The organism is Tsukamurella sputi (assembly GCF_007858445.1).
GTDB lineage: Bacteria > Actinomycetota > Actinomycetes > Mycobacteriales > Mycobacteriaceae > Tsukamurella > Tsukamurella sputi.
In genome coordinates, this window is record NZ_VIGV01000003.1 from 330055 (window position 1) to 352386 (window position 22332).

Annotated in this window: 20 protein-coding genes and 1 pseudogene; 9 read left to right on the top strand and 12 right to left on the bottom strand. The window is 68.2% G+C overall.

Features of this window, described 5'->3' with window-relative positions:
- Positions 1 to 6: 6 nt before the first annotated feature.
- Positions 7 to 2172: an MMPL family transporter gene (locus FK268_RS11075; protein ID WP_074850833.1), complete on the bottom strand. Its 2166-nt coding sequence runs from the start codon at positions 2170 to 2172 to the stop codon at positions 7 to 9.
- A 120-nt stretch (positions 2173 to 2292) separates the two neighbouring features.
- On the opposite strand from FK268_RS11075, the gene FK268_RS11080 reads away from it, so the two are divergent.
- Both FK268_RS11080 and FK268_RS11085 read left to right on the top strand, forming a co-directional pair.
- Positions 2293 to 2697, top strand: coding sequence for a DUF302 domain-containing protein (locus FK268_RS11080; protein WP_068568400.1), 405 nt, complete (start codon positions 2293 to 2295; stop codon positions 2695 to 2697).
- Positions 2694 to 2954, top strand: a complete 261-nt coding sequence (locus FK268_RS11085; protein WP_068568398.1) for a metal-sensitive transcriptional regulator — start codon at positions 2694 to 2696, stop codon at positions 2952 to 2954. The genes FK268_RS11080 and FK268_RS11085 overlap by 4 nt, the downstream gene beginning before the upstream one ends.
- Here FK268_RS11085 and FK268_RS11090 read toward each other — a convergent pair.
- From FK268_RS11090 to FK268_RS11110, 5 genes are all read right to left on the bottom strand, one after another.
- Complete coding sequence (locus FK268_RS11090) at positions 2940 to 4601, bottom strand: MFS transporter (protein ID WP_146433962.1); 1662 nt, start codon at positions 4599 to 4601, stop codon at positions 2940 to 2942. The genes FK268_RS11085 and FK268_RS11090 overlap by 15 nt on opposite strands.
- Positions 4573 to 5091, bottom strand: coding sequence for a signal peptidase II (locus FK268_RS11095; protein ID WP_068568396.1), 519 nt, complete (start codon positions 5089 to 5091; stop codon positions 4573 to 4575). Before FK268_RS11095 ends, FK268_RS11090 begins: the two co-directional genes overlap by 29 nt.
- Positions 5088 to 7112 carry a heavy metal translocating P-type ATPase gene (locus tag FK268_RS11100; RefSeq protein WP_068568394.1) on the bottom strand — a complete coding sequence of 675 codons (2025 nt, stop codon included), beginning with the start codon at positions 7110 to 7112 and terminating at the stop codon, positions 5088 to 5090. Before FK268_RS11100 ends, FK268_RS11095 begins: the two co-directional genes overlap by 4 nt.
- The gene (locus tag FK268_RS11105; protein WP_068568392.1) at positions 7109 to 7540 is read right to left on the bottom strand and encodes an ArsR/SmtB family transcription factor; all 432 of its coding nucleotides are present in this window, start codon (positions 7538 to 7540) and stop codon (positions 7109 to 7111) included. The genes FK268_RS11100 and FK268_RS11105 overlap by 4 nt, the downstream gene beginning before the upstream one ends.
- Positions 7541 to 7676: 136 nt before the next feature.
- Positions 7677 to 8921, bottom strand: coding sequence for an alpha/beta hydrolase (locus tag FK268_RS11110; RefSeq protein WP_074851082.1), 1245 nt, complete (start codon positions 8919 to 8921; stop codon positions 7677 to 7679).
- Positions 8922 to 9162: 241 nt separating this feature from the next.
- On the opposite strand from FK268_RS11110, the gene FK268_RS24980 reads away from it, so the two are divergent.
- The 3 genes from FK268_RS24980 (at position 9163) to FK268_RS11130 (ending at position 12502) form a co-directional block, all read left to right on the top strand.
- A complete protein-coding gene (locus FK268_RS24980) occupies positions 9163 to 10449 on the top strand; it encodes a methyltransferase domain-containing protein (RefSeq protein ID WP_231707036.1) in 1287 nt (428 codons plus the stop codon).
- Complete coding sequence (locus tag FK268_RS11125) at positions 10446 to 11054, top strand: cadmium resistance transporter (protein WP_068567310.1); 609 nt, start codon at positions 10446 to 10448, stop codon at positions 11052 to 11054. Before FK268_RS24980 ends, FK268_RS11125 begins: the two co-directional genes overlap by 4 nt.
- Positions 11055 to 11209: 155 nt before the next feature.
- Positions 11210 to 12502: an LCP family protein gene (locus FK268_RS11130; protein ID WP_082756685.1), complete on the top strand. Its 1293-nt coding sequence runs from the start codon at positions 11210 to 11212 to the stop codon at positions 12500 to 12502.
- Between the two features lie 114 nt (positions 12503 to 12616).
- On the opposite strand, the gene FK268_RS11135 is transcribed toward FK268_RS11130, so the two are convergent.
- The 5 genes and pseudogenes from FK268_RS11135 to FK268_RS11155 all read right to left on the bottom strand — a co-directional run bounded on the left by FK268_RS11135 (position 12617) and on the right by FK268_RS11155 (position 18861).
- Positions 12617 to 13045, bottom strand: a complete 429-nt coding sequence (locus tag FK268_RS11135; protein WP_068567308.1) for a DUF6262 family protein — start codon at positions 13043 to 13045, stop codon at positions 12617 to 12619.
- Between the two features lie 107 nt (positions 13046 to 13152).
- A pseudogene (locus tag FK268_RS24985) lies at positions 13153 to 15507 on the bottom strand (tyrosine-type recombinase/integrase); the annotation flags it as partial.
- Positions 15494 to 16750 carry a tyrosine-type recombinase/integrase gene (locus FK268_RS11145; protein ID WP_068567306.1) on the bottom strand — a complete coding sequence of 419 codons (1257 nt, stop codon included), beginning with the start codon at positions 16748 to 16750 and terminating at the stop codon, positions 15494 to 15496. The pseudogene FK268_RS24985 and the gene FK268_RS11145, both read right to left, overlap by 14 nt.
- Before the next feature lie 31 nt (positions 16751 to 16781).
- Positions 16782 to 18044, bottom strand: coding sequence for a helix-turn-helix domain-containing protein (locus tag FK268_RS11150; protein ID WP_068567304.1), 1263 nt, complete (start codon positions 18042 to 18044; stop codon positions 16782 to 16784).
- Positions 18045 to 18102: 58 nt separating this feature from the next.
- Entirely contained in the window at positions 18103 to 18861 is a 759-nt protein-coding gene (locus tag FK268_RS11155; protein ID WP_068567303.1) for a hypothetical protein, read from the bottom strand.
- A 165-nt stretch (positions 18862 to 19026) separates the two neighbouring features.
- Here FK268_RS11155 and FK268_RS11160 point away from each other — a divergent pair, with 165 nt between their 5' ends.
- Genes FK268_RS11160 through FK268_RS11170 form a run of 3 tightly spaced genes read left to right on the top strand, consistent with a single transcriptional unit; the run spans position 19027 to position 20608 of the window.
- Positions 19027 to 19212, top strand: coding sequence for a hypothetical protein (locus FK268_RS11160; RefSeq protein ID WP_193560270.1), 186 nt, complete (start codon positions 19027 to 19029; stop codon positions 19210 to 19212).
- On the top strand, positions 19209 to 20009 hold the full coding sequence (locus tag FK268_RS11165) for a type II secretion system F family protein (protein ID WP_146433966.1): 801 nt from the start codon (positions 19209 to 19211) through the stop codon (positions 20007 to 20009). The genes FK268_RS11160 and FK268_RS11165 overlap by 4 nt, the downstream gene beginning before the upstream one ends.
- Complete coding sequence (locus tag FK268_RS11170) at positions 20006 to 20608, top strand: type II secretion system F family protein (protein WP_146433968.1); 603 nt, start codon at positions 20006 to 20008, stop codon at positions 20606 to 20608. The genes FK268_RS11165 and FK268_RS11170 overlap by 4 nt, the downstream gene beginning before the upstream one ends.
- 120 nt (positions 20609 to 20728) lie before the next feature.
- On the opposite strand, the gene FK268_RS11175 is transcribed toward FK268_RS11170, so the two are convergent.
- Positions 20729 to 21781, bottom strand: a complete 1053-nt coding sequence (locus tag FK268_RS11175) for a hypothetical protein (RefSeq protein WP_146433970.1) — start codon at positions 21779 to 21781, stop codon at positions 20729 to 20731.
- A gap of 253 nt (positions 21782 to 22034) precedes the next feature.
- On the opposite strand from FK268_RS11175, the gene FK268_RS11180 reads away from it, so the two are divergent.
- On the top strand, positions 22035 to 22268 hold the full coding sequence (locus FK268_RS11180; RefSeq protein ID WP_146433972.1) for a hypothetical protein: 234 nt from the start codon (positions 22035 to 22037) through the stop codon (positions 22266 to 22268).
- Positions 22269 to 22332 lie beyond the last annotated feature (64 nt).

The following is a 22332-nucleotide window of genomic DNA, read 5'->3' on the forward strand; positions in this document are numbered from 1 at the left end:
CACGGGTTAGTCGTGGGCGAAGCTGATGTTCGGCAGTATCCGGGCGAGCCACGCGGGACAAGCCCACGCTGCGCGTCCTGCCAGGCGTAGTGCGACGGGGAGCAGGACCAGCCGGATAAGGAAGGTGTCGAGGAGAACAGCGACGCCGAGGATGACGCCCATCTCCTTCGGGGGCAGTGGCCCGGACAGGGCGAAGGTGAAGAAGACGGCGACCATGACGCCGCCGGCGGCGAAGATGACGCGACCGGAGTGGGCGACGGCTCCGATCATCGCTTCTTTCGGGTCACCGGAGCGTTCCCAGTGCTCCTTGGCGGAGGAGAGGAGGAACACGGTGTAGTCCATAGCGATCGCGAAGATCATCGCGAAGAAGAACACCGGCGCCCATGCATCGAGGAAGCCCTGCGGTTCGAAGCCGAACAGGTTCGCGCCGATACCGTCCTGGAACACCAAGCGGGCGACACCGAACGCAGCAGCAGTCGACAGCAGGCTCACCACGGTGCCGATCAGGGCGATCAACGGTGCACGCAACGCGACCAGCAGCAGCGCGAAGCCCAACAGGAGGACCACAGCGATCACCATCGGGGTGGAGGTGTCGAGTTGCGCCTTCAGGTCGAGATTCTCCACCGCCGCGCCGCCGACCAAGGTGCCGTCTGGAAGGTCGGAGCGGAGCCGGTCGACTGTCGCGCTCAGGCTCGGGTCGGAGGGATCGACCTTCGGGATCGCGGAGATCAGCGACAAGCCGCTGTCGTCGGTTGCTGCGGCGGGCGGCATCGCGCCGGCGATTCCCTCGTCAGCGGCCAGCACCTGGTGCGCCTGCGAGGCGGCCGAGGACGGGGTGATGATTTGCAGTGTTCCGGGAGCGCCGGGGCCGAAGGCCCGCTTGACCTGGTCGTAGCCGACTCGCGCGTTGGCATCGGACGGTAGCACCGCGATCGAAGGCATCGCGGTCTTCAGTCCCGCCAGGGGGATCGACAGCGCGATCAGGATCGCCAACGCAGCGGCGCCCCACGCGAATGGGCGCTTCCACAAACGCTGCCCCCATCGCTCGAAGGCTGGTGAGCGGTGTTCACCGACTCGGGCCCACGGCAGCGCCAGCGCGTTGATCCGCTTGTCGAGCTTGACTAGCACCAGCGGCAGCAGCGTCAGCGTTGCCGCGAGGACGAACACGACAGAGAGCATGATCCCGCCAGCCATCGACCGGAACGACGGCGAAGGCACGAGCATCACCGCGGACAGGGAGATCAGCACGGTCGCCCCGGACAGCAACACGGCCTTACCGGCGGTGTTCATAGTCTGCGCGATCGCCTCCCGCGGCGACACGCCGTGCCCGAAGCGCGCTGCCCGGTACCGCACCACCAGGAACAACGCGTAGTCGATACCCAGCGCGAGGGAGAACATCATCGCGAAGTTCATCGCCCAGATCGACACGGGCACGATCTCATTGATCAAGACCAGCGCACCGGCCGAGGCCACCAGCCCGGCCAAGGTGAGAAGCAGCGGCAGGCCGGCAGCGACCAGGGTTCCGAAGGCGATCACCAGAATCGCGAGAGTCACCGGCCACGACAGCATCTCCGAGGTGAGCATCGCCTCCAGGTTCGCCGCGTTGAAGTCCGACCACAGCACCGACGAGCCGGTCGGATTCACCGACACCGCATCCGTCGAGAGCGCACTCAGTGGCCCCTTGAGATCGGTCGCCGCCCGAACCATCTCGTTCGTACCTGCCCCGGCACCGGCGAGGACGATCGCCGTCTTACCATCGGCGCTCAAGGTCACGCCCGGCTGTGGCGCGACGACCTGGGCGATCCGCGGATCCGCCTTCAACTCCGAGGTCACCCGCTCGAGGATCTGAGGCCCCTGGCCTTCGGTCAACGCCGCAGTGTCGCTATGCACGACCACCTGGATCGCGTGACTGGCGTTGCCACCGAAGTGCTTCTGCGCCAGCTCCCGCACCTGCACCGACTGCGAACCGTCGGCCTGCCAGCCCGCGCCGGAGAGATTCTTCTCCACAAACGGCGCGAAGATCCCCAGCCCCACAACCAACAGCACCCACACCGCCGTGACAACCCGGCCGTGCTCGCTGACCCACACGCCAAGGCGCCCCAACGCGCCGGTCAACGACGAACTCGTTGCACCGGCTGCGGATTTCGGCGCGTCTCCGACTGTCTCTGCCATGTCTTCACTCCTCACCATTAACCCCCCAGGGGGATCGGATGCAGCGAACCTAGCATCCCCCCAGGGGGTTGTGCAATACTGGGTGCACAGCCTCCTCGGGTATCGAAGAAGGATGAGTCAATGAACGAATTCACGATGACCAGGTCACTCCCGACGCCGTATGCGCAGGCTGTGGCGCAGGTGCGGGAGGGGTTGGCGCGCGTGGGATTCGGGGTTCTCGCGGAGATCGACATCGCAGCCACCCTCAAGGCGAAGCTTGATGTGGATGTGCCGGCGAAGTTGATCCTCGGCGCGTGTCGGCCGCAACTCGCCCATCAAGCGCTACAGGCGGATCCGCGGGTTGCCTCCCTGCTTCCGTGCAACGTGGTCGTCAGCGCAGACGGCGACGGCTCCGTCGTTGAGATCATGAACCCCGACGTGATGCCGGGATTCACCGGCAATCCCACGCTCACGGCTGTCGCTACAGAGGCCCGGGAGTTGCTGACCGTTATGCTCGACGCGCTCACCGACGGCGGCGCCGAGTGAAGATTCCAGAGCAAGCTGCCAAGCCGATCCTCACCAGGCTCAAGCGCGCACACGGACACCTCGCCACCGTCATCCGGATGCTCGAAGACGGCGACGACTGCGAAGACGTCCTCACCCAACTCGCCGCCGTCAACAAGGCCCTCGGACGCAGCGGCTACGCCCTCGTAGCCACCGGCCTTCAGCACTGCATGGCAACCGAAGGCCCCGACAACGTCGACCAACAGAAGCTAGAAAAACTCTTCCTAGCCCTTGCCTAGGCTGCGCGGACGCCGTGTCGGTTCATGATGTCGGCAGAAGCGTCGAGACAGGACGTCCCAGGCGCCATTTTTTTTCGAGTTCGGCAGGCTGTTGACAAACACACAGGAACCCTCCGCTATGGCAGGATTTTCCCGTCGTGCGGGGAGGCGCAGGGCGATGAGCGCGGCGAGTAACGCACTGACCACGGCGCTGGCGAGAAATACCGCGGACATCGCCGCGGTATAGGCGTGCGCGCTGGCAGCGGCGAGGTCGTCTCCGGCCGGTCCGGGCAGGTCCGCCGCGATGAGTTGTGCGGCGGCGATGCCCTCGCGGGCTGCGGCGGCTACTGGTGCGGGTAGGCCGGTCAGATGCTGGTCGAGGTCGCGGCCGTAGGTGAGATTGAGCAGTGTGCCGAGGATGGCGACGCTGAATGCGGCGCCGATTTGCCGGATGGCCATGAGAAGCCCTGAGCCTGCAGCGCTGCGGTGTTCGGGAAGGGTTGCCATGACCGCGTCGACTGCCGGTGCCAGGGCGAGTCCGGCTCCTAGCCCCACGACGGCTAGGCAGGCGGCGATGAAGCCGTACTCGGAATCTGCGGTGATGCGGGAGGCGAGGACGAAACCCATTGCGGTGATGAATAACCCGGCGACGATCGGGATCTTCGCACCGATGCGGGTGACGATGCTGTCGACGGCGGCGGCCGCGACGAGGATCGCCAACACCAGCGGGACGAGTCGCAGTCCGGTGCCGAGAGCGTCGTGGTGGCGGAGGATCTGCAGGTACTGGGGAAGAACGAACAGCACACCGACGAGGGTGAATGTTCCCGCGGTGGCCGCGAGGGTGGGCCAGGTGAATCCCGGATTGGAGAATAGTCGCAGATCGATCAACGGATGGCTGGCCCGTCGCTCCCACACCAGGAATCCCGCGATGAGCACCACTCCCGTACCGAGGGTCGTCAACACAACAGGGTGAGTCCAGCCGTCGTCGGGAGCCTGGATGACCCCGAACACGAGGGCCGCTGTTCCGGTCACAGCGGTGACAATGCCCGGCCAGTCCAGCGGTGGTGCGTCAGGGTCGGAGGACTCGGGAAGTAGTGCAATACAAGCGATGAGGGCGGCAACACCGACCGGGACATTGATCAGGAACACAGAGCCCCACCAGAAATGCTGCAGGAGCCAGCCGCCGACGATCGGGCCCAGGGGCAGGCCGATGCCCAGAGCGCCCACCCACACTGCAATCGCGCGGCGCCGCTGGTCGGGTGGGAACAGGATCGGCAGAATTCCCAGCGATAGTGGCACGATGATCGCGGCGCCGACACCCATGACTGCGCGCGCGGCGATCAAGGCGCCTGTGGTCCCGCTATACGCAGCCCACGCCGACGCGGAGACGAACGCCACGAGGCCGAACAGTAGGAGTCGTTTACGGCCGTACCGGTCCCCGAAACCGCCAGCGGGTAACATCAGCGCGGCGAATACGAGGGTGTATGCGTTGACGATCCACTGCAGTTGGGTGGTGCTAGCACCGAGGTCCTGCGCCAGGGTGGGCAGGGCGACATTGAGGACCATCAAGTCCAAGCCGACGGTAAGCAGGGCGATGACCAGCGCTGCCAACCCGGCCCAGCGCCTGATCGGGGGCAGCTCAGCGCTCAGGTGAGTGTGCTCGCTCATCGGAACTCCTCGATACGGTGAGGGTGATCAAGATGGCAGCGCCGCTGACGATGAAAGTGTCAGCGAGATTGAACGTCGGCCACCAGCCGGTGTGCAGATAGTCGGTGACGACCCCATCGGGGAACCGATCGATGAGGTTGGCGCTTGCCCCACCGAGTATCGCTGCCAGCCCCAGCCGCCCGAGGCGCCCGGCGCTCGGCGCCATCCGCCACGCGATGGCCGCAACGGCGAAGGTGATAACGCCGGTGACTGTGAGCAGCACCCACGCCGGGGCATCGGCGGCGAGCGAAAACGCCGCACCCGGATTGAATGCCAGCCGCAGCTGCACCAGCCCAGTTCCGATGACTGTGTCGCCCGCCAGCGCACTAGCGGCCCAGGCCTTGATGGCGAGATCGGTGGCCGCGAGTCCGGCGGCGATGGACAGCAGCCCGCACCGCCGCGCGAGGCGTGCGCGACCGGTCGCCGCCGCCGGAACCGTCGCGGTGATCACTGACCGACCGCCACCATGGTCGGAGTCCGCTGGCCAGCACCGCTCCCCGCCTGGGCAAGCGCCCTGATTCGCCCGGCGCGGACGCCGTTGGCGATGACGACGATCTCGGCGAGTTCGTGGACGGCGACGACGGCGGCGAGGCCGAGGATCCCGAACAGCGCGAGGGGGATGAGGATCGCGATCAGCCCGAGGGATAGGCCGACGTTCTGCAGCATGATGGTTCGGGCTCGGCGGGCGTGGTCGAGTGCTTGGGGGAGGGTGCGGAGGTCTTCGCCCATGAGGGCGACGTCGGCGGTTTCGATCGCGACGTCGGATCCCATGGCGCCCATGGCGATGCCGAGGTCGGCGGTGGCCAGGGCGGGGGCGTCGTTGACGCCGTCGCCGACCATCGCGGTGAACGAATCCTGGCGGAGGTCGCCGATGATGCGGGCCTTGTCCTCGGGGCGCAGGTCGGCGTGCACATCATCGATGCCGGCGATCTTCGCCAGGGCGGTGGCGGTGGCGGTGTTGTCGCCGGTGAGCATCGCGACAGTGGCGCCGCTGCGGTGCAGATGGGCGATCACCTCGCCGGCTTCGGGACGCAGCTCGTCGCGGACGGCGACCGCCCCGATGACCTGCCCGTCGTATTCGACCAGCACGGCGGTGGCGCCGCCGGCCTGCATCGCCGCGACCCGCTCGGCGAGGGGGCCGGGTTCGATCCAGCCGGGACGCCCAAGCCGTGCGGGGCGGCCGTCGACGAGACCGGTCAAGCCGGCCCCGGGAACGGCCTGCACATCGACCGCGGCGGTGGTCTGGCCGTGGGCGGCGAGGATCGCGCGGGCGAGGGGGTGTTCGCTGTGCGCTTCGAGCGCCGCTGCGACGGCGAGCACCCACTCCTGCCCCGGAGAGCGGCCACCGTTGTCGGTGCCGCCCGGGCCGCTGCTGTCGACGCTGGGCGCAGCGGTGTCGGTGGTGGGTTCGGTGGTGGCGATGTCGACGACGGTGGGCCGGTTCGCGGTCAGGGTGCCGGTCTTGTCGAGGGCGACGGTGCGGATGCGGCCGAGGGCTTCGAGGGCGGCGCCGCCTTTGACGAGGACGCCGATCTTGCTGGCGGCGCCGATCGCGGCGACCACGGTCACCGGTACGGAGATCGCCAGCGCGCACGGGGAGGCGGCGACGAGCACGACCAGTGCCCGTTCGATCCAGGTGGCCGGGTCGCCGAGGAGGGATCCGAGGATGGCGATGGCGGCGGCGAAGATCATGATCGCCGGCACCAGAGGTTTGGCGATCGTGTCGGCGAGGCGTTGCGCGTCGCCCTTGCGGGACTGTTCGGCCTCGACGATCTGCACGATCTTGGCCAGCGAGTTGTTCTCCGCGGTGGTGGTGACCTGCACGGTCAGGGCGCCGGTGCCGTTGATCGACCCGGCGTAGACCTGCGTGCCGGGTCCGGCTTCGACGGGCACCGATTCGCCGGTGATCGCGGAAACATCCAGCGCGGTGCGGCCTTCGGTGATGAGGCCGTCGGTGGCGATCCGCTCACCGGGTTTGACCAGCATCAAGTCCCCGACGGCCAGCTCGTCGGGGGAGACGACGGTCGGGGTGCCGTCGCGCAGGACGGTCGCGGTGTCCGGGACCAGGTTCAGCAGCGCTCGTAGGCCGCGGCGGGTGCGGGAGACCGCGTACTCCTCGAGGCCTTCACTGATGGAGAACAGCACAGCGAGCATCGCCGCTTCGCCGACCTCGCCGAGGATCACCGCGCCGACCGCGGCGATCGTCATCAGGGTGCCGACGCCGATCTTGCCCTTCGCCAACCGGCGCAACGTGGAGGGGACGAACGTCCACGCCCCGATCAGCAGCGCCACCCACTCCAAGGCGAGGGCTATCGGTTCGGGGCCGCCGGTCCAGCCGACGATGTACGCGGCGAGCAGAAACACTGCGGCCGCGGCGGCGGCCTGCAGCTCCCGCACCTGCCACCAGTGCTCCGGGGCCTGCTCGTCCTCACCGGCGGGTTCGTCGTGCCCGCAGCCGCATGCGTCGCTCATCGCCGCACCGCCTTCGCCGCCGAAGCTTCCTCGGTCCCGGCCGCGGTCGTGCCGTCGCTTCCGCAGCACGGTACGGCGGTGTCGGTGCCGTAGTTCGGGCACAACGCCACGGCGTTGCCCGTCGCCGCCAGCAGCGTTTCCGCCGCTGCGAGTAGATCCATCAACTCCGGCCGGGCCAGGCTGTAGAACACCTGCCGGCCTTCCGGGCGGCCCTCGACGAGCCCGCAGTCCCGCAGGCACGCCACGTGCGCCGAGACGGTCGACTGCGCCAGGCCCAACTCGGCCATCAGGTCCGCCACCCGGGCTTCGCCGCCGTGGGCGAGGCGGGTCGCGATCGCCAGCCGGGTGCCGTCGGAGAGACTGTGGAACAACGCCACCGCCGGATCGAGGTCCGCCCCGGTCGCCACCGAACACTCATTCATCGTCATACGACGATGATACCTGTATTGGTCGGTGTAATCGAGCCCCCTCGAACGATCCGGGAGTGACAGCATTGAACGCTCGGTACAACAGACTGGAGGCTGGCGCTCATCAAGCCGACTGCGACCAATGTCCTGCTGTTGCTTAGGCAGGCAGGCCCAGGCGGCGGCTGATCCAGTCGAGTTCAGCCGTGAGACCTCGCGACCAGACGGTGAAGTCGTGCCCGCCCGGCAACCGAAGGGTCCGCACGTCCATGCCCGCGCGGGCAGCCGCAACGGCCACGCGCTGTGCGGCGGCGGTCGACGCAGCATCATCGGTGCCGGCGACGAGAACGCCAGCAGTGTCGGGGAACTTGCGCCAGGACAGCAACGTCATGGGATCGGCGCGGGCGTAGTCTCCTCGGTCGCCCGCGAAGGCCTCCCGGAGGGTGCGCTCGCGCCCTCCGCCGAGGTCGGGCTCGGATTCCGGCGACAAGGCGAGGAACGTGCGGAAGACGTCTGGAAACCGCGTCACCAACTGAAGGGCGCAGGTGCCGCCGTACGAGTAGCCGCCGACCGCCCACGCCCGCGCCGCCGGGGCGACGGACAGGTTCTGACGTACCCAGGCGGGTACGTCCTCCGCGAGGTAGGTGGCCGCGCGCGTGCGCCGGGTATCGGCGCATAGTGGATTCTCGAACTGACCACCTGTCGCGTCCGGGACCACCACGACGGGTGTGACGCCGCCTTTGCGCTGCGCGTAGGTGTCCATGATCCGTGCGAGCCTCCCGCCCGAAAACCAGTCACGGGGCGCGCCGGGCTGGCCGTGCACGAGCATCAGGACCGGCAACTGTTCGCGGGCGCCGGATAGGTACGCGGGCGGCAAGTACACCAACGCCTGCCGAGCGGCGAAGCGGGACCGGACGGAGGGGATGTTCGTCCTGACCACCACCCCGCGCTGGACTGTCGAACCGGGGGATGGCTTGGGCATCGTTGCCGGGTAGTCAACAGGAAGGAGGTCCTCCACCGACGGGTAGGCCGAGTACAACGAGTTGACCTGACCGGCCCCCATCAGCATCACGACACCGACAGCCGCGCTACTCAACCCGGCGGACCGCCACGACGGGGCGCCCGCCACACGCGCTCCTGCCAGCAGCAGCGCCAACACTCCGAGAGCGATCCACAGCAACACCAGCGGGTCGAGGCGATCCGGGAAAGGTTTCCACACGAACTCCACGAGGTAGTCCACCACCGCCGTCACAACGAGGGCGGCGCCGACGCAGGCGAGGACGATCCGTGCAGACCCCGTGCGACGGGACGCGCCGATCAGGCCAGCGAGAGCAGCACCGCCCGCGACGAGCAACAGAAGGGGTACGGGACCTGCCGTGAGCTGCAGATTCCGCAGAGGATTCACCGTCTGCACTCCCGTTCGCGCACGCGCCCCAGGAGAGGCGTCTTCAGTGAGGCAGATCTGAGGGCAACATCGTCCGGACTAATGACGGTTTGGCGATCGCACCGAGCCGCAACAAACCTGACTCTCATCGTTCGTGGACGATGATAGCGGGATTCTGTGGTGTAATCGAATCGTCACGAAGAATTCCCGGGTCACACTCCGTGGCCGGGCGAGCATGGTGGGAGCTGGTGGTATGCCGTCGATGTCGACGATCGAATCCTGGTTCTGCCGCAGCACCCCGTGGGAAGCGGCGACCGGCCGGTGGGTGCTGCCATGGGCGCTGCAGGGCGTCCGCCCCCGCGGGCGGGTCCTCGAGATCGGCGGCGGGGGCGGTGCGATGGCCGCACAGATCCTCACCGCCAGCCCCGGCGACGTGGAGGTGACGGTCACCGACTTCGACCCGGTGATGGTCGCCGCCGCCGCTGACCGGCTCCAGGGCTTCGGCGATCACGCCCACGCCCAGGTCGCCGACGCCACCGCCCTGCCGTTCGACGACGGCACCTTCGACACCGTCGTCTCGTTCATCATGTTGCACCACGTCGTCGACTGGGAACGCGCACTCGCCGAGGCCGCCCGGGTACTCGCACCCCGGCGGAACGCTGGTCGGCTACGACCTGCTCGGCAGCGCCCCGGCGCGGCTGCTGCACCACCTCGAAGGCGCACCGCACCGGTTCATCACCCGCGGCGAACTCCACCCGCACCTGGCGTCCCTGCCGCTGGCCGACGTCACCGTCCGCGAGAACCCGATCATCACGCGGTTCCGTGCCCGCCGCGGCGGTGGCCGATGATCACGCCGCCGCCGCACGGGCATCATCACGGTGACCGGGCCGACGAGCTCGCCGGGCTCGATCGGTGTGAGGTGGCGGTGGCGTTCGCCGACCTCGCCGGATACAGCGTCCTCACCGAGATGTGCGGCGACCAGGAAGCCGCGGAACTGGCCATCCGGTTGGCCGCTCAGGCCCGCCGGGCGCTGCAGCCGGGCACCCGGCTGGTCAAGACCATCGGTGATGCGGTGATGCTCACCGCCGACACCCCCGAGGCGATGCTCGCCACGATCACCGCCCTCGCCGACGCGGCCGCCGGCCAAGACGGATTCCTCGCCCTGCGCGCCGGGATCCACTACGGCAGTGCGGTCGGCCGCGACGGTGACCTGTTCGGGCACGCCGTCAACGTCGCCGCCCGCATCACCGCCCTCGCCGGCGCCGGCCACGCCGTGATCACCGACCCGATCCTGCCCGCCACCACCGGCGCCGGACTGACCGCCACCGCGATCGGGGAACGCAACCTGCGCAACATCAGCACCCCGATACAGCTCCACACCCTCGACCTCGCGGCATCACCGCACCCGGCCGACCCGGTGTGCGGGGTCCGCGTCGACCCGGCGACCGCGCCAGCGCACCGAATAACCGCCGGCGGCCAGAGGTGGTGGTTCTGCTCGACCGACTGCGCCGACCGGTTCGACCCGACCCTCGCAGGAGGTCCGCGGTGATGCTGTCATCCGTTCTACAAGCCATCGGCCTGTTCGTGGCCACCAATATCGACGACATCATCGTGATCTCGCTGTTCTTCGCCCGCGGCGCCGGCCAGCGCGGCACCACCGTCAAGATCACCGCGGGCCAATACCTGGGATTCGCGGGCATCCTGGCCGTGGCCGTGCTCATCGCCCTCGGCGCCGGCGCGTTCTTGCCGGTGTCCGCGATTCCGTACTTCGGTCTGGTCCCGCTGCTGCTCGGACTGCGGGCGGCGTGGTCGGCCTGGCGGAGCCGCGACGACGATGACGACGGCGACGGAACCGGGGCGGGCAGCGGCAGCCGGATCGGTGTCCTCGGCGTCGCGGGCGTGACCTTCGCCAACGGCGGCGACAACATCGGCGTCTACGTGCCGGTGTTCGTCAGCATCAGCGGCCAAGCGATGATCGCCTACTGCGTGGTGTTCCTCATCCTCGTCGGTGCCCTGGTCTTCGTCGCCCGGTTCGTCGCCACCCGCCGCCAGGTCGCCGAGATCCTCGAGCGGTGGGAAAGCGTGCTGTTCCCGCTGGTCCTGATCGGCCTCGGCGTCGTCATCCTGGTCTCCGGCGGCGCGTTCGGCCTATGACAGCTCGCGAGCAGAAAAGATCCATCCTGGTCGGGGTCGTTTCGCAGAATCCACTACCACCCGGCAGCGGCGAGCGGCATCGCAATGGTCGCGAACCGGGCCGCGATTGCGGGGACGATCCCGTTTCGAGTCAGTTGAACCTAGGAGAGCCGATCATGGAACACCGATCTGGGCTCTCCCCCGCCGTCGAAGACGTCGACGACGGGGTTGGGAACACCGCCCGCCCGGTGTCGGGGCCGCGGTTCGGGAGGGCGCACGCTGTTGTGGCGCTGTTGTCGATCGTCACGCTCGCCGTCACCGGGGCCGGATGGTGGATGCTCGGCACGGCGATCGGCGGATTCTCGTTGTCCTCGGCGATCGAGCGGGCCGGCGGCCAGCGTTCCAGCGATGGTGGCGAGAACATCCTGCTGATGGGCCTCGATAGTCGTAAAGATCGCAACGGGCAGCAGCTTCCCGCCGCGGTCCTGTCGCAGTTGCACGCGGGCGACGGCAGCCAGGGCGGTTACAACACGAACACGCTGATCGTGGTGCACCTGTCGGCGGACAAGTCGAAGGCAGCCGCTGTGTCGATTCCGCGTGACGATTACGTGCCAGTCACCGGCATCGCTGACAACGACCACGTCAAGATCAAGGAAGCTTACGGGCTGGCGAAGGCGCAGGCAGAGGCGTCGGCGCGAGCCGACGGAGTCACCGATCTCGCACAGCTCGAGAACATGGGTCGCGAGGCCGGGCGGACGGCCACCATCAAGACGGTGGAGGCCTTCCTCCAGATCCCCATCGACAGGTTCGCCGAGGTCTCGCTGGTAGGCTTTTACGACGTGGCCAAGGCGCTGGGCGGCGTCACGGTATGCCTGAACAGTGCGGTCCGAGACTCCTACTCTGGCGCTCGGTTCCCCGCGGGTGTACAGCACCTCAATGCTACGCAGGCGTTGGCGTTCGTGCGGCAGCGCCACGGGCTCGACAACGGCGACCTGGACCGGACCCACCGGCAGCAAGCTTTCCTGGCGTCAGTCATGCACGAGCTGCAACAGGACGGAACGCTGTCGAAGGCGGGCACCGTGCAGCGGTTGCTCGCCGCGACGAAGCAGGACGTGGTGCTCTCGTCAGGGTGGGATCTGGTGGCGTTCGCGCAGCAGATGAGCGATTTCCGCCTCGGCGGACTGCGCTTCACCACCCTCCCTGTGAGGGCCTACTCGACGATCGACGGGCAGGCAGTGAACCTGGTGGACACTGCCGCCGTGCGGGCCGCGGTGCGGCAGGCCTTCGAGTTCCAGACACCAGCACCGGCGACAGTGGGCAGCCGCAACACCGGTTCGCGGGCCGTGCCGCTGGGGAAACCGGGTGTGACCGGCTCAGCGGGACGGGCGTCAGTGCAGGTAGCCGCCGACGCGCCCGCCCCGGATACCGGAACCGGTGTCGGGGCCGGTGGTGTGCCCTGCGTCAATTGACGCGATGGTCACGGCGGGTTGACCAGCTGTGGATGTGCGCGCCGTCGCGGGACCTGGACGGCCAGACCGCGATCGCCTACCTCGTCGGCAGCAATAGTCCCCTGGGGGTTCGGTTCAGTCCGGGGACAGGTCGTCGATGACGCCGTGCAGCCGGGCGATCGTCGCTTCGAGGGCCTTGACTTGACCGGTCAGTTCCGCGATCGTGGCGTCCTTCTGCCGGATCCGCAGATGCAGCGCCGCGGCGACTCCGCGCGATGGATCCACCCCAGCATCGGATGCGGCAGTGCCCTGCCCGGAGGCGGCGTGATCAGAAGGCACGGCGGTTGCGGTGCGGCGCTGGCGGTGGATCTGTCCGAGCAGATCCTTGTGCCGGTAGACGGTGGTGCGGGCCAGCCCGGCCCGCCGGGCCACGGCCTGGACGTTGATGGCTTCCCCGTTGCGTCGCATCGCCTTGAGCGCCTTGTCGATTCTGCGTCGCGACGCCTCGGACCGGATCTCCGCGCTCTCGGCGAGCGCAGCGAGGGAGGCGTCGTTGGCCGTCACGACGCACCACCGCCCGCGCCGGCGCTGTGTGCGGCATCGCCATCCCCACCGGTGCCCGCAGCAGTGCCTGACGCGGCGCCTGCCGTGGTGCCTGCAGTGGTGCCTGCTGCGGTGCGCAGGGCTGATTCGTGGCTGCCGCGGGTCTGGATCTGCAGGATCGGCAGCCGATTCGCGGCGCCGGCACCGGTCACCGCCCCAGCGGCGCTCTGGCCCGGTTCGCCGCCCGGCTCTTCGGCGGTGAGGCGGGTGATGATCTGCTCGAGGGAGTGCAGCTCCCGCAGCCGTTGGTGCACCCAGATGTTGTCGTCGGTCAGCGTGCGGCCGGTGCGGGCGTGGAACTGCTCTCGGCGGGCCTGCAGCAGCGCGGTGGTGGCCGCATGCTGCGCGCGGAGCTCGTCGAGGTGGGTGGCGTCGGTGGCGAAATGCCCACACGAGAGGCAGGCGTTGCCCTTGTCGCAGGTCTTCACCGGCGGCAGCAGGCACACACCGTTGGGCAGGACCCGGTCGGTGCGCTTGGCCAGCTGGGTCATGTCGTAGATGTCGCTGGGGCTCAGGGCGATATCGACGCCGCCCGCGCCGATCTTCTTGTGCTTGAGGAACTCCGCCTCCGAGGTCGCGGCCAGGGTGGCGGCGTACCGGAGGGTCATCTCGGGGCTCTTGTGCCCGAGGTAGCGCTGCACCACGTGCAAGGGCACGCCGTCGTTGAGCAGCTCGGTGGCGCGGGTGTGCCGCAGCCGATGGGTCTGGGTGAACCGCAACGGCCGCCCGGTGGAGTCGGTGAGCCCATGGATCCGGTCGAGGCCACTGAGGGCTTGCCGGTAGCTGTTGTAGGGGCGGTGCCGGCGGCCCTGGTGGTGATCGCGCAGCGGCACGAACAGGTACCGCGGCGACCAGTCCGGGTGCGCCGCGGCGAGCCAGGCCTGCTGCTCGGCGATGACGTTGACCACGGCCTGCTCGATCAGGATCGTCGGGATCACCCCGTCGACCTTGGTCTGCTGGTACCGCAACTTCGCCACGAACACCCCGCTATCCTCGCCGTCGCCTGCGTCGTCGCTGGCCACAGCCTCCGTGCCAACCCCGTCCCCAACCCGGCCCTCAACCCCGCCGGTAACCCGGTCGTTAACCCTGCTGGTAACCCTGTTGTCGGCCCTGTTCGCGGGGTGCTCTGCCGGGGCTGTGGGTGGGCGTTCGAAGCCGGGGATGGGCTCGATCGGGTCGACGTCGAGCATGAGGATCTCCGAGGCCCGCCGGCCGGTGAGCGCCTGCAGCAGCCAGATCCGTGCCGCCTGCGGGTCCCCGAGGCCGGCGACGAGGGAGACGGTGCCGTCGGGGTGGGTGAGCGTGACGTGGCGGCCGCGGTCGGCGGCGAGGACGTCGAGGTAGCACAGCATCCGCTGCAGATCGCCGGTGCTGTACCAGGTCAGTTCGCGATTCCTCGGTGCGGCGCGGCGGCGGAACGCCGGACCCCACAGGCGGGTGTGCGCCGGGCCGACCTCGCCCCAGCGGGCGATGCCGGTCGCGGCGGCCGCCTCGGGGGCGTGGTCGACCATGAACGTGTAGAACACCTGCGTCTGGGAGACGGTCGCTTCGATCGCCGAGCCGGTCAGCCGCCGGTCCGGGCGGGCGGAGGCGGCCGGGCTGCGCAACCACGCGGCGAACTCGGTGAAGATCATCCGCAGCCGGGCGGGATCATCGGCGAGGACAGGGTCGTCGGTGTGTCCGGTGTCGGTGAGGAACCGCCCCAAGTGCCGGGTCGCCATCCTCGAGCGTTCCACCGCGGAGGACCAGCGCAGCAGCTCCGCCGTGATGGACACGCGCAGCCAGAACCGCACTCCTTCGCGCAGCCACGCTGGTTCGATGCCGCCGAGGCGGGCGCACATGTCGTGGCTGGGTTCGTGGTCGCGTTGCGGGATCCGTGGATCGACCCGCAGGTCCCAGATGTCGTGTTCCCACCAGGAGCGGTCGGTGCACCGCACCGACAGGTACAGGTGCAGCTGTTCGATCAGGTGGGTGATGCTGCGGCGGGTATTCACCGGCGGGAGCCGCTTGTTGCGGGCTTGGTACGCGAGCAGGGCGTGCCGCACCAGCGCCGCCGAGGTGAGGTCGGTGATCGACACCGGTGGGTGCCCATGCTCACGGGTGTAGCTGTGGGTGGCGAGGGAGATCGCCTCGCAGCACCACCGCAGGTACGCCGGTTCGATCTTCGCGATCTGGTCGGTGGCGCACAGCCACACGTACCAGGCCACCTCCCGGGCGAAGCGCGGCGGACACCCGGGCGGGGTGAAGTCGAGACGGCGGCCGAGGTAGCGCGAGTTCTGCCGGAACACCTGCCGGTGCTCGGGGGCGTCGATCTGGTAGATCGGCTCGCGCCATGCCGCTGGCACTAGGGCCGCCTGGGCCTGCCAGGTGAACGCGGTCGCCGCCGCCGCCGACAGTCGTGGCGTGTGCTCAGGGGTGGTCATCGTGCAGGCCTTTCCATCCGGCGACGTAGTTGCGCCACTGCGCGATCGACCGCATCTCGGCGTCCTCGGTGACCCACCCGTACGTCGACAGGGTGGTCTGCACATCCGCGTGACCGAGCCTGCGCATCACCACATGCGGCGCGACACCGGAGAGCAGCAACGCCGTCGCGTGGGTATGGCGCAGCCAGTGCGGCGTCCACCCCGGCTGCAGCACCCGCTGCCCAGGCTCTGTATCGGTGTGGGTGGCTGTGTCCGGGGCGTGGTGGTTGCAGCGGCGGGTGATCGACCGGACCGCCGCGTACACCGTTTCCGGCCGTATCGGCGCGAACCGTGTGCCGTGGGTGAGATTGACGAACACGAAATGCGTACTGAAACCAGGCACTTCCAGGTCGGCGCCGTCATCGATCAACGCCCACACGTACTCCGAGTACAGGGCGGCGAGATCATCGCCGACGTAGATCCGCCGCGGCCCGGTCTTGCATCGCACCTCGTGCGGGTGGTCCTGGCGACCGGCGACCTCCACATACGGGGTACCACCGCCACCGATGTGGAAGTCGTGATGCCGCAACGACAACGCCTCACCGAGCCGCATCCCGGTCTCGGCGAGGATCGCGAACAGCAGCCGGTTCCGCAACCCGGGACCGGCTCCGGACCAGCGGGTGCCGTCATGGGTGGCGCACGCGTTGAGGATCGCCGCGACTTCCCGGGGCAGCAGCACCGGGGTGGCGGACCGGTTGGGTTGCCGTACCCGGTAGATCGGGTGATCCGAGGGTTGGCTGGGGCCGACACCGTCGAGGAACCCGACGTACCGGGACCGGCGTCGCCACTGCCTGTGCGAGGTGAACAGCTTCTCGTACGGGCCCAGCAGATGATGCGCATCCGCGTGGAACCGGTAGAAGCTGAGCACCGCGGTCGCCCGCAGCTGCACCGTCGCCGTCGACGACCCGCCGAGCACCTCGGGGCCGATCCGCCGGGTTCCGGGCAGATCCCCGGTCCGCAGGAACGTCAGGAACTGCCCGAACAAGGTGGTGGGGAACTCATCCCACCGGTGCCCGCTGTGCTCGAGCACCGTCCACCACTGCGCTAACCCTGCTGCGTACGCGCGAATTGTGTTCGGCGACGCCGCGCTCGCGGTCAGGAACCGCAGGTACTCGCGGGCCGGTGCGATCGGCCGGTCCAGCTCGTCGACCACGATGAAGGTGCCCGGCCGGTCCGGGTACCGCACCCGCTGCACCTTCGCCACCGACTCGCGCCCCTTCGCTGTTCGTTCCGGGTCAGGCTCGCCGGGAGCGTTGCTGGAACCGACGGAAGTCGATCACATCCGCTGAACCGTCACCGGCGCCCCGATCCCCTGCCCGCGCACCCGCAGCCGTATCGGCCGCCGGGGCGGACGACGACGCCGTGGACGACGTGGTGGGGGCGGGGCGTTGCCCGACCAGGAAGTCCGCGAGGATATCGCCGGGGAAGATCAGATCGTAGGTCGCCAGCAACTGCGGTGACTGCACCGAAAAGCCCAGCTCGATCCACTTGCTCAGCAACCGTGGCCGTTCCACGACACGGTCGTTCCACCCCGGCTCGGTCCGACCCCAGGTCCGCCCGGTATCTGGGTTGACCCGCTGGTAGAGCTGCTTTTGCAGACTGCGGAACCGGTCGTCGTCGAGGACACCGCCGGTGTGCAGATGCCGCAGCAACGCACCGATCGAGATTCCCCACTTCTGTTTGACCGGCACCAGCGACATCAGCGACGGAGTCGCCGTCACCTCCTTGCGCACCTGCGCCAGCGGAGCAAGCAACTCCGAGGCGAACCTCGACGCCTGCTCCTCCTTGTCCTCAGTAACATCGCCGCTCCAATGCAAACTCAAGTGCCCCAGCTCATGGGCGAGAGTCCACCGCGTCCGCTCCCACGACGTCGACTGACGCACCACGATCAACGGCCGCGCCTTGAACTCACCGACCCTCGTCGAATACCCCAGATGCTTCTCCGACGCCGCCGCACCGGCGTCGCCGTCGCGCAGCGTCGCGGCCGCGAACATCCGCCGCATCACGATCGGCACACCCGCGTGCTCGATGTTGTGGGTCAGGTAGTCGATCGGCTCATCCCGACCCACACCGAGCGCATCACGTACCCGCCCAGCCGCCTCCGCGACCGGCACCGACGGATCGACCATCGGGACCTTCACCGCTGGCAGCTGCCACCGCGAATGCAGCTCATCGAGGAACTCACCGATCATCGACGCGAAATCAGCCAGGTACTCCTGCTCGGTCTTCGTCGTCGACTGCGGAGCCCGAAACAGCAAGTCCGACGCATGGATCCGCATCGGCGGCTCCGTGATGAAAAACCGCGGAGGGAACCGCAGAATCGTCGTCAACGCCTCCAACTCATCAGTGCCGATCTCGCTCGTGATCGACTTCTCCAAACGCGTGAGCCGCGCAGCTGACGGCCAATTCAACTCAGCCGCCAACGCTTTCGCGGTCATCTTCCGCATGATCCGGGCTTGACGCACCCGGCGTCCGTATACGTTCACCGTCGCCCTCATTGCCCATCCGATTCAACGCTGCAGGTCCCCGCATCCCAGTTTCCCCCTGCCGTGACGGCTACGCAGGCGTGAACTCCGGCCCGTCGTCGTCCTCGTCGCCCGTACCCTGAACCGGCTTGTCGTAGCTGCCGAAGTCGTCTGCCGGGGGCGCACCGACGGGCTTGGCCGCCGGAAGCCCGTAGAACGGGGACTCCTCCGCCGACGGGAACGGCACCACCGCCAAGATCTCCGCACTGGCCGGGTTGTCCACCCCGCGCACCACCGCCAGGTGAAGCGACTCCAACGTGGTGTTGTCCGTCGTCGACCACAACGCGAAGATGCCGTCGTGCTCGCGTTGCTCCTCGTCGTCCACGCTGGCGCTGCGCTTCGCGGGCTTGGGAATCCGGCCCGGGCCGGCGAACAGATTCATCTGCTCCGCCTGCAACCCGCCGCTCGCGATCGCCTGCTCGGCCTCCGGCGGCAGCACCACCTCCCGGTCGATCGCCGCCTGCAAGTGCTTGGACAGGAACTTCCGCAGCCGAAACTCCGTACCACCCAGATCGGAGAACACTGCGCCGCCGCCCTGGCCGCGACCGCACCGCAGATTCATCCCAGGCTGGTCGTTGCGGTCGTTCCTCCAGATGTCGCGCATCGTATGCCGAACCGCCGAGCAGAACGCATCGCCGGACACCTCCACCGGATCCGCGTGCCGAGGCGACCACATTTTCCCGACCTCGGTGATTGCCGTCGGCAGATCGAGACGAACCGTCGCCAACGCCGCGCGATGCTGCTCGACGAACACCTCGAGCGTCTTCTGAAGCTCCCCATGGAGTGCCATAGCGAAATAATTGCACGGAAACCCTCCACTCGCAACAGGCCCGCCGACCACCGTGTCTCACGGTAGATCCGACCACTGACATGCATCTAATCCTACATGTAGCGAATGAATAAACCAGGTCTGGCATGCGGATAGATGCGTGTTAGACGCACCAATTACTGATAAATGCGCCAGGTGGTTTTCTCCGTGCACCGCTGGCCCTCGGGGCGACGCGGCCTGCGCAGCATCGGCGTCGTCGATCGCGGAGAGGACGGTTACGTCCGGGTACGGGCCGCCTGGGAACGCGACGGTGGATTCACCGCGGACGCGGACCGGCTGCACGACCTGCTCGCAGAACGGGAGGCCGCGTGATCGCCGCGATCCTGCTGCTCGCCGCTGCGGCGCTCACCTGGCCCGGCGGCCCCGCGACAGCCCGGCTGAGGGCCGCGCACGCCGCCGCGGGTGCGCCCTTGGCCCTGCGCTGGGGCTGGCTGGTGCTGGCGGTTCCCCTGGGCGCGTTGCTGATCGGACCGGGCCAGGCCCTCGCGGCGGTGCTCGCCACGGGGACCCTCCGGGAGCTGCGCGCCCGGACGCGCGCGGAGAGGCGGCGTGCGGCGAGACTGTCGGCGATCCTCGCGGGCGTCGACGCCATGGTCGCGGAACTCTCCGTCGGCGCACACCCGGCCGCCGCATGCACCACCGCCGGCCACGACGCCGAGGATCCGCACGTGCGCGCCGTCTTCGCCGAGATGGCGGGGCGCGCCGAACTCGGCGGCGACGTCGCGGCGGGCCTGCGCGCGCATGCGCGGGAGAGCGCCGCATGGTCGCGGATCGCGGCGGCCTGGGAGACGGGGACGCGCCACGGCATCGGCATGGTAGACCTGCTCGCCTCGGTCCGTGAAGACCTGCGGGCGCGGGAGCGGTACGAACGGCGTGCCCACTCCTCGCTGGCCGGAGCGCGCGCCACGGCGCAGGTCCTCGCCGCGCTGCCGGTACTGGGCGTGGCGATGGGGCAGCTGATCGGGGCCGATCCGGTCGGCACGCTGATCGGGACCGGCGCCGGCGGCGCCCTCCTGGTGGTCGGCACGTGCCTGACCTGCGCCGGGCTGCTCTGGTCGCGTGCCATCGCCGACGGTGCCGCCGGAACGAAGACGGGCGGACGGTCGTGAGCGGGCACGGGCCGCTCGCGGCGGCGTTGGCGCTGCTCGCCGCGGCATTCCTGGTCCTTCCGGTCGCAGCGCGCGCGGCGGTGACAGCGACCGTCGGAGACGGCACCGCAGGACCTCGCGTTCCGCGGCTCCCGCGGCGCGCGGCGGGGCCGGATCCGTTCGAGGCGGCCGCCGCCTACGACCTCTTCGCGGTGTGTCTGCGGGCGGGCATGCCCACCGCCGATGCCGCCCGTGCCGTGGCCGCGGGCGCGCCGCCCGCCCTGGCGGACGTGCTCACGAGGGCGGGCGAGTTGCTCGCGCTGGGCTCCGACGCCGCGACGGCGTGGCGGACGGACTCGGCGGATCCGCAGGTCGTCGGGCTCACCCGGATGCTCCGACGATCCGCGCGCGCCGGCTCGTCGCCGGCGTCCGGCCTGGCGGACCTCGCGCGCACCGAGCGGGCGCAGGCGGAGGACCGCGCGGTGGCCGCGGGCGAACGCGCCGGCGTCGCCGTCGCAGGGCCGCTGGGGCTGTGCTTCTTACCGGCGTTCGTGTGCCTGGGCATCGTGCCGGTGGTGATGGGACTCGCGGGCAAGGTGCTCGGGGAGGGGCTGCTCTAGGCGGCCCGACGAAAGGAGGAATGGGATGTGGATCCGATTGCGGTGCAGGATGACCGAACTGATGATGGAGGACGACGGCATGTCCACGGTGGAATATCCCAACGTGTGCGTTTACACCCTCTACTTGCCTCGCCTCAGTTCTGCTTGGTGCTCGTAGTACATCTCAGCGAGGTGCTCTTGATAGGACAGCATCTCGTCCTCGGTGGCGGCTCGATAGCCAAGCGGCACATCCCCACCAAGGCGAAGCTCCAGCATCTCCCTCTCATCGAGCTCCAGGTGGCACGAACCGCATCGGTAGGCGACACCATGCGCGTGTTCCTGCACAAAAGAATCTCCCTCGAAGTCTTCCTCTGGGGCCGTAATCCAGCGTGAGCAGAACACGGTGCCCGCTCGCTTACAAACGGGACACTTTTGTGCATACCAATAAGAAGTTCCTTCTGGGTACTCTTCCAGATCAAACAGCGAGCCATCTTCGCTGTTTCTGGAAAGGTCCTCCCTCACTTGGTCAGGATCCTCGGGCGCGAGAGACTGCGCGATCCTACTTGCGGCATCAATCTTCTGTTTCAGAGCTTTCTGCAGGGTTTCGCGACTCGCGATCTGATCAATCAGCGCTATCTGGCTGCCCCAGTAGTTACTGCGCGGGATCCCCGCAATTTCGATCAAGGCGTCCACAACTCGAACCATAGCGGCGACTGCACCTTGCAGTTCTGGACCATCGACGAGCCCCATGTGCACTGCAGAGTTCCTCGCATCAAGAACTTTCGTGAGATCGCCCTGGGGGAGTTTTCTCCCAGACATGAGAGCAACGAGGGTCAAGCAGTCTTCAGGGCCTCTGGTCTTAACGTTTCGACGCTTCTGAGGATCACCGGGCGGACCTACATGTTCACCTAGAACATGCAGGATCCCATAGTCTTTGGCGTTTCTCATCTCCACTAGCAGGATTGGGTTCACCGATGATAGATGGTACTTCGCCAGCAACTCCACAGCGCCCCCGGCATGAATTGCCGCTTCTAGCCACGTATTTGGTTCCTTCGAGGAGGCCTTCGTTATCGCAGAGTGTGCGTGATGAACCGATACCTTCAGTAGATGCGCGGGCAACGCTTCGTTGCCAAACTCCTCGTACCCAAATATCCATTGCTTGCGCGGATCGAACGGGGTCGCCTGGTCGCTCATCGAGCAAGTATCGCAGGCGCCAAAGGCGATAGGAGGTCGAACCCGACACTCGCTGTGCGCGTGTACATCGACGTGCGCGCGAACGTCAGTCGTGCGTCCATCGTCGCGCTCAGGTGCTCGTGTCGGCGTGCTTGCGCACCGGCGCTGACGTGGCTCTTTCGCCTACGACCTTGGACGGCCGGCCCCGGTCTCTTATGGTCCTCACGTTCAACCGTGAGCAACGCTCACGACCACACCGAAAGGACCAACCATCGTGGCTACCACCAACTTCACCACCATCGAGGCCGCCGAGAAGGTCGGGGCTCCCGACGCCAAGACGTTTCGCAAGTTCCTGCGCAGCGTGGGCTACGACAAGCGCGCCGAGGAAGGACGTGCTCGCTACGCGTTCGACTCCAAGGACGTGACCGCGCTCAAGCGCCAGTACGCGGCCTACCTCAAGGACCAGGAGGCCAAGCGCACCAAGGCTGACGACGCGACCGAGGAGTAGCCCACTCACTCTCGCTCTGTGCCCGCCTCTCCCACACCAGGAGGGACGGGCTCAGTGGAGAGTT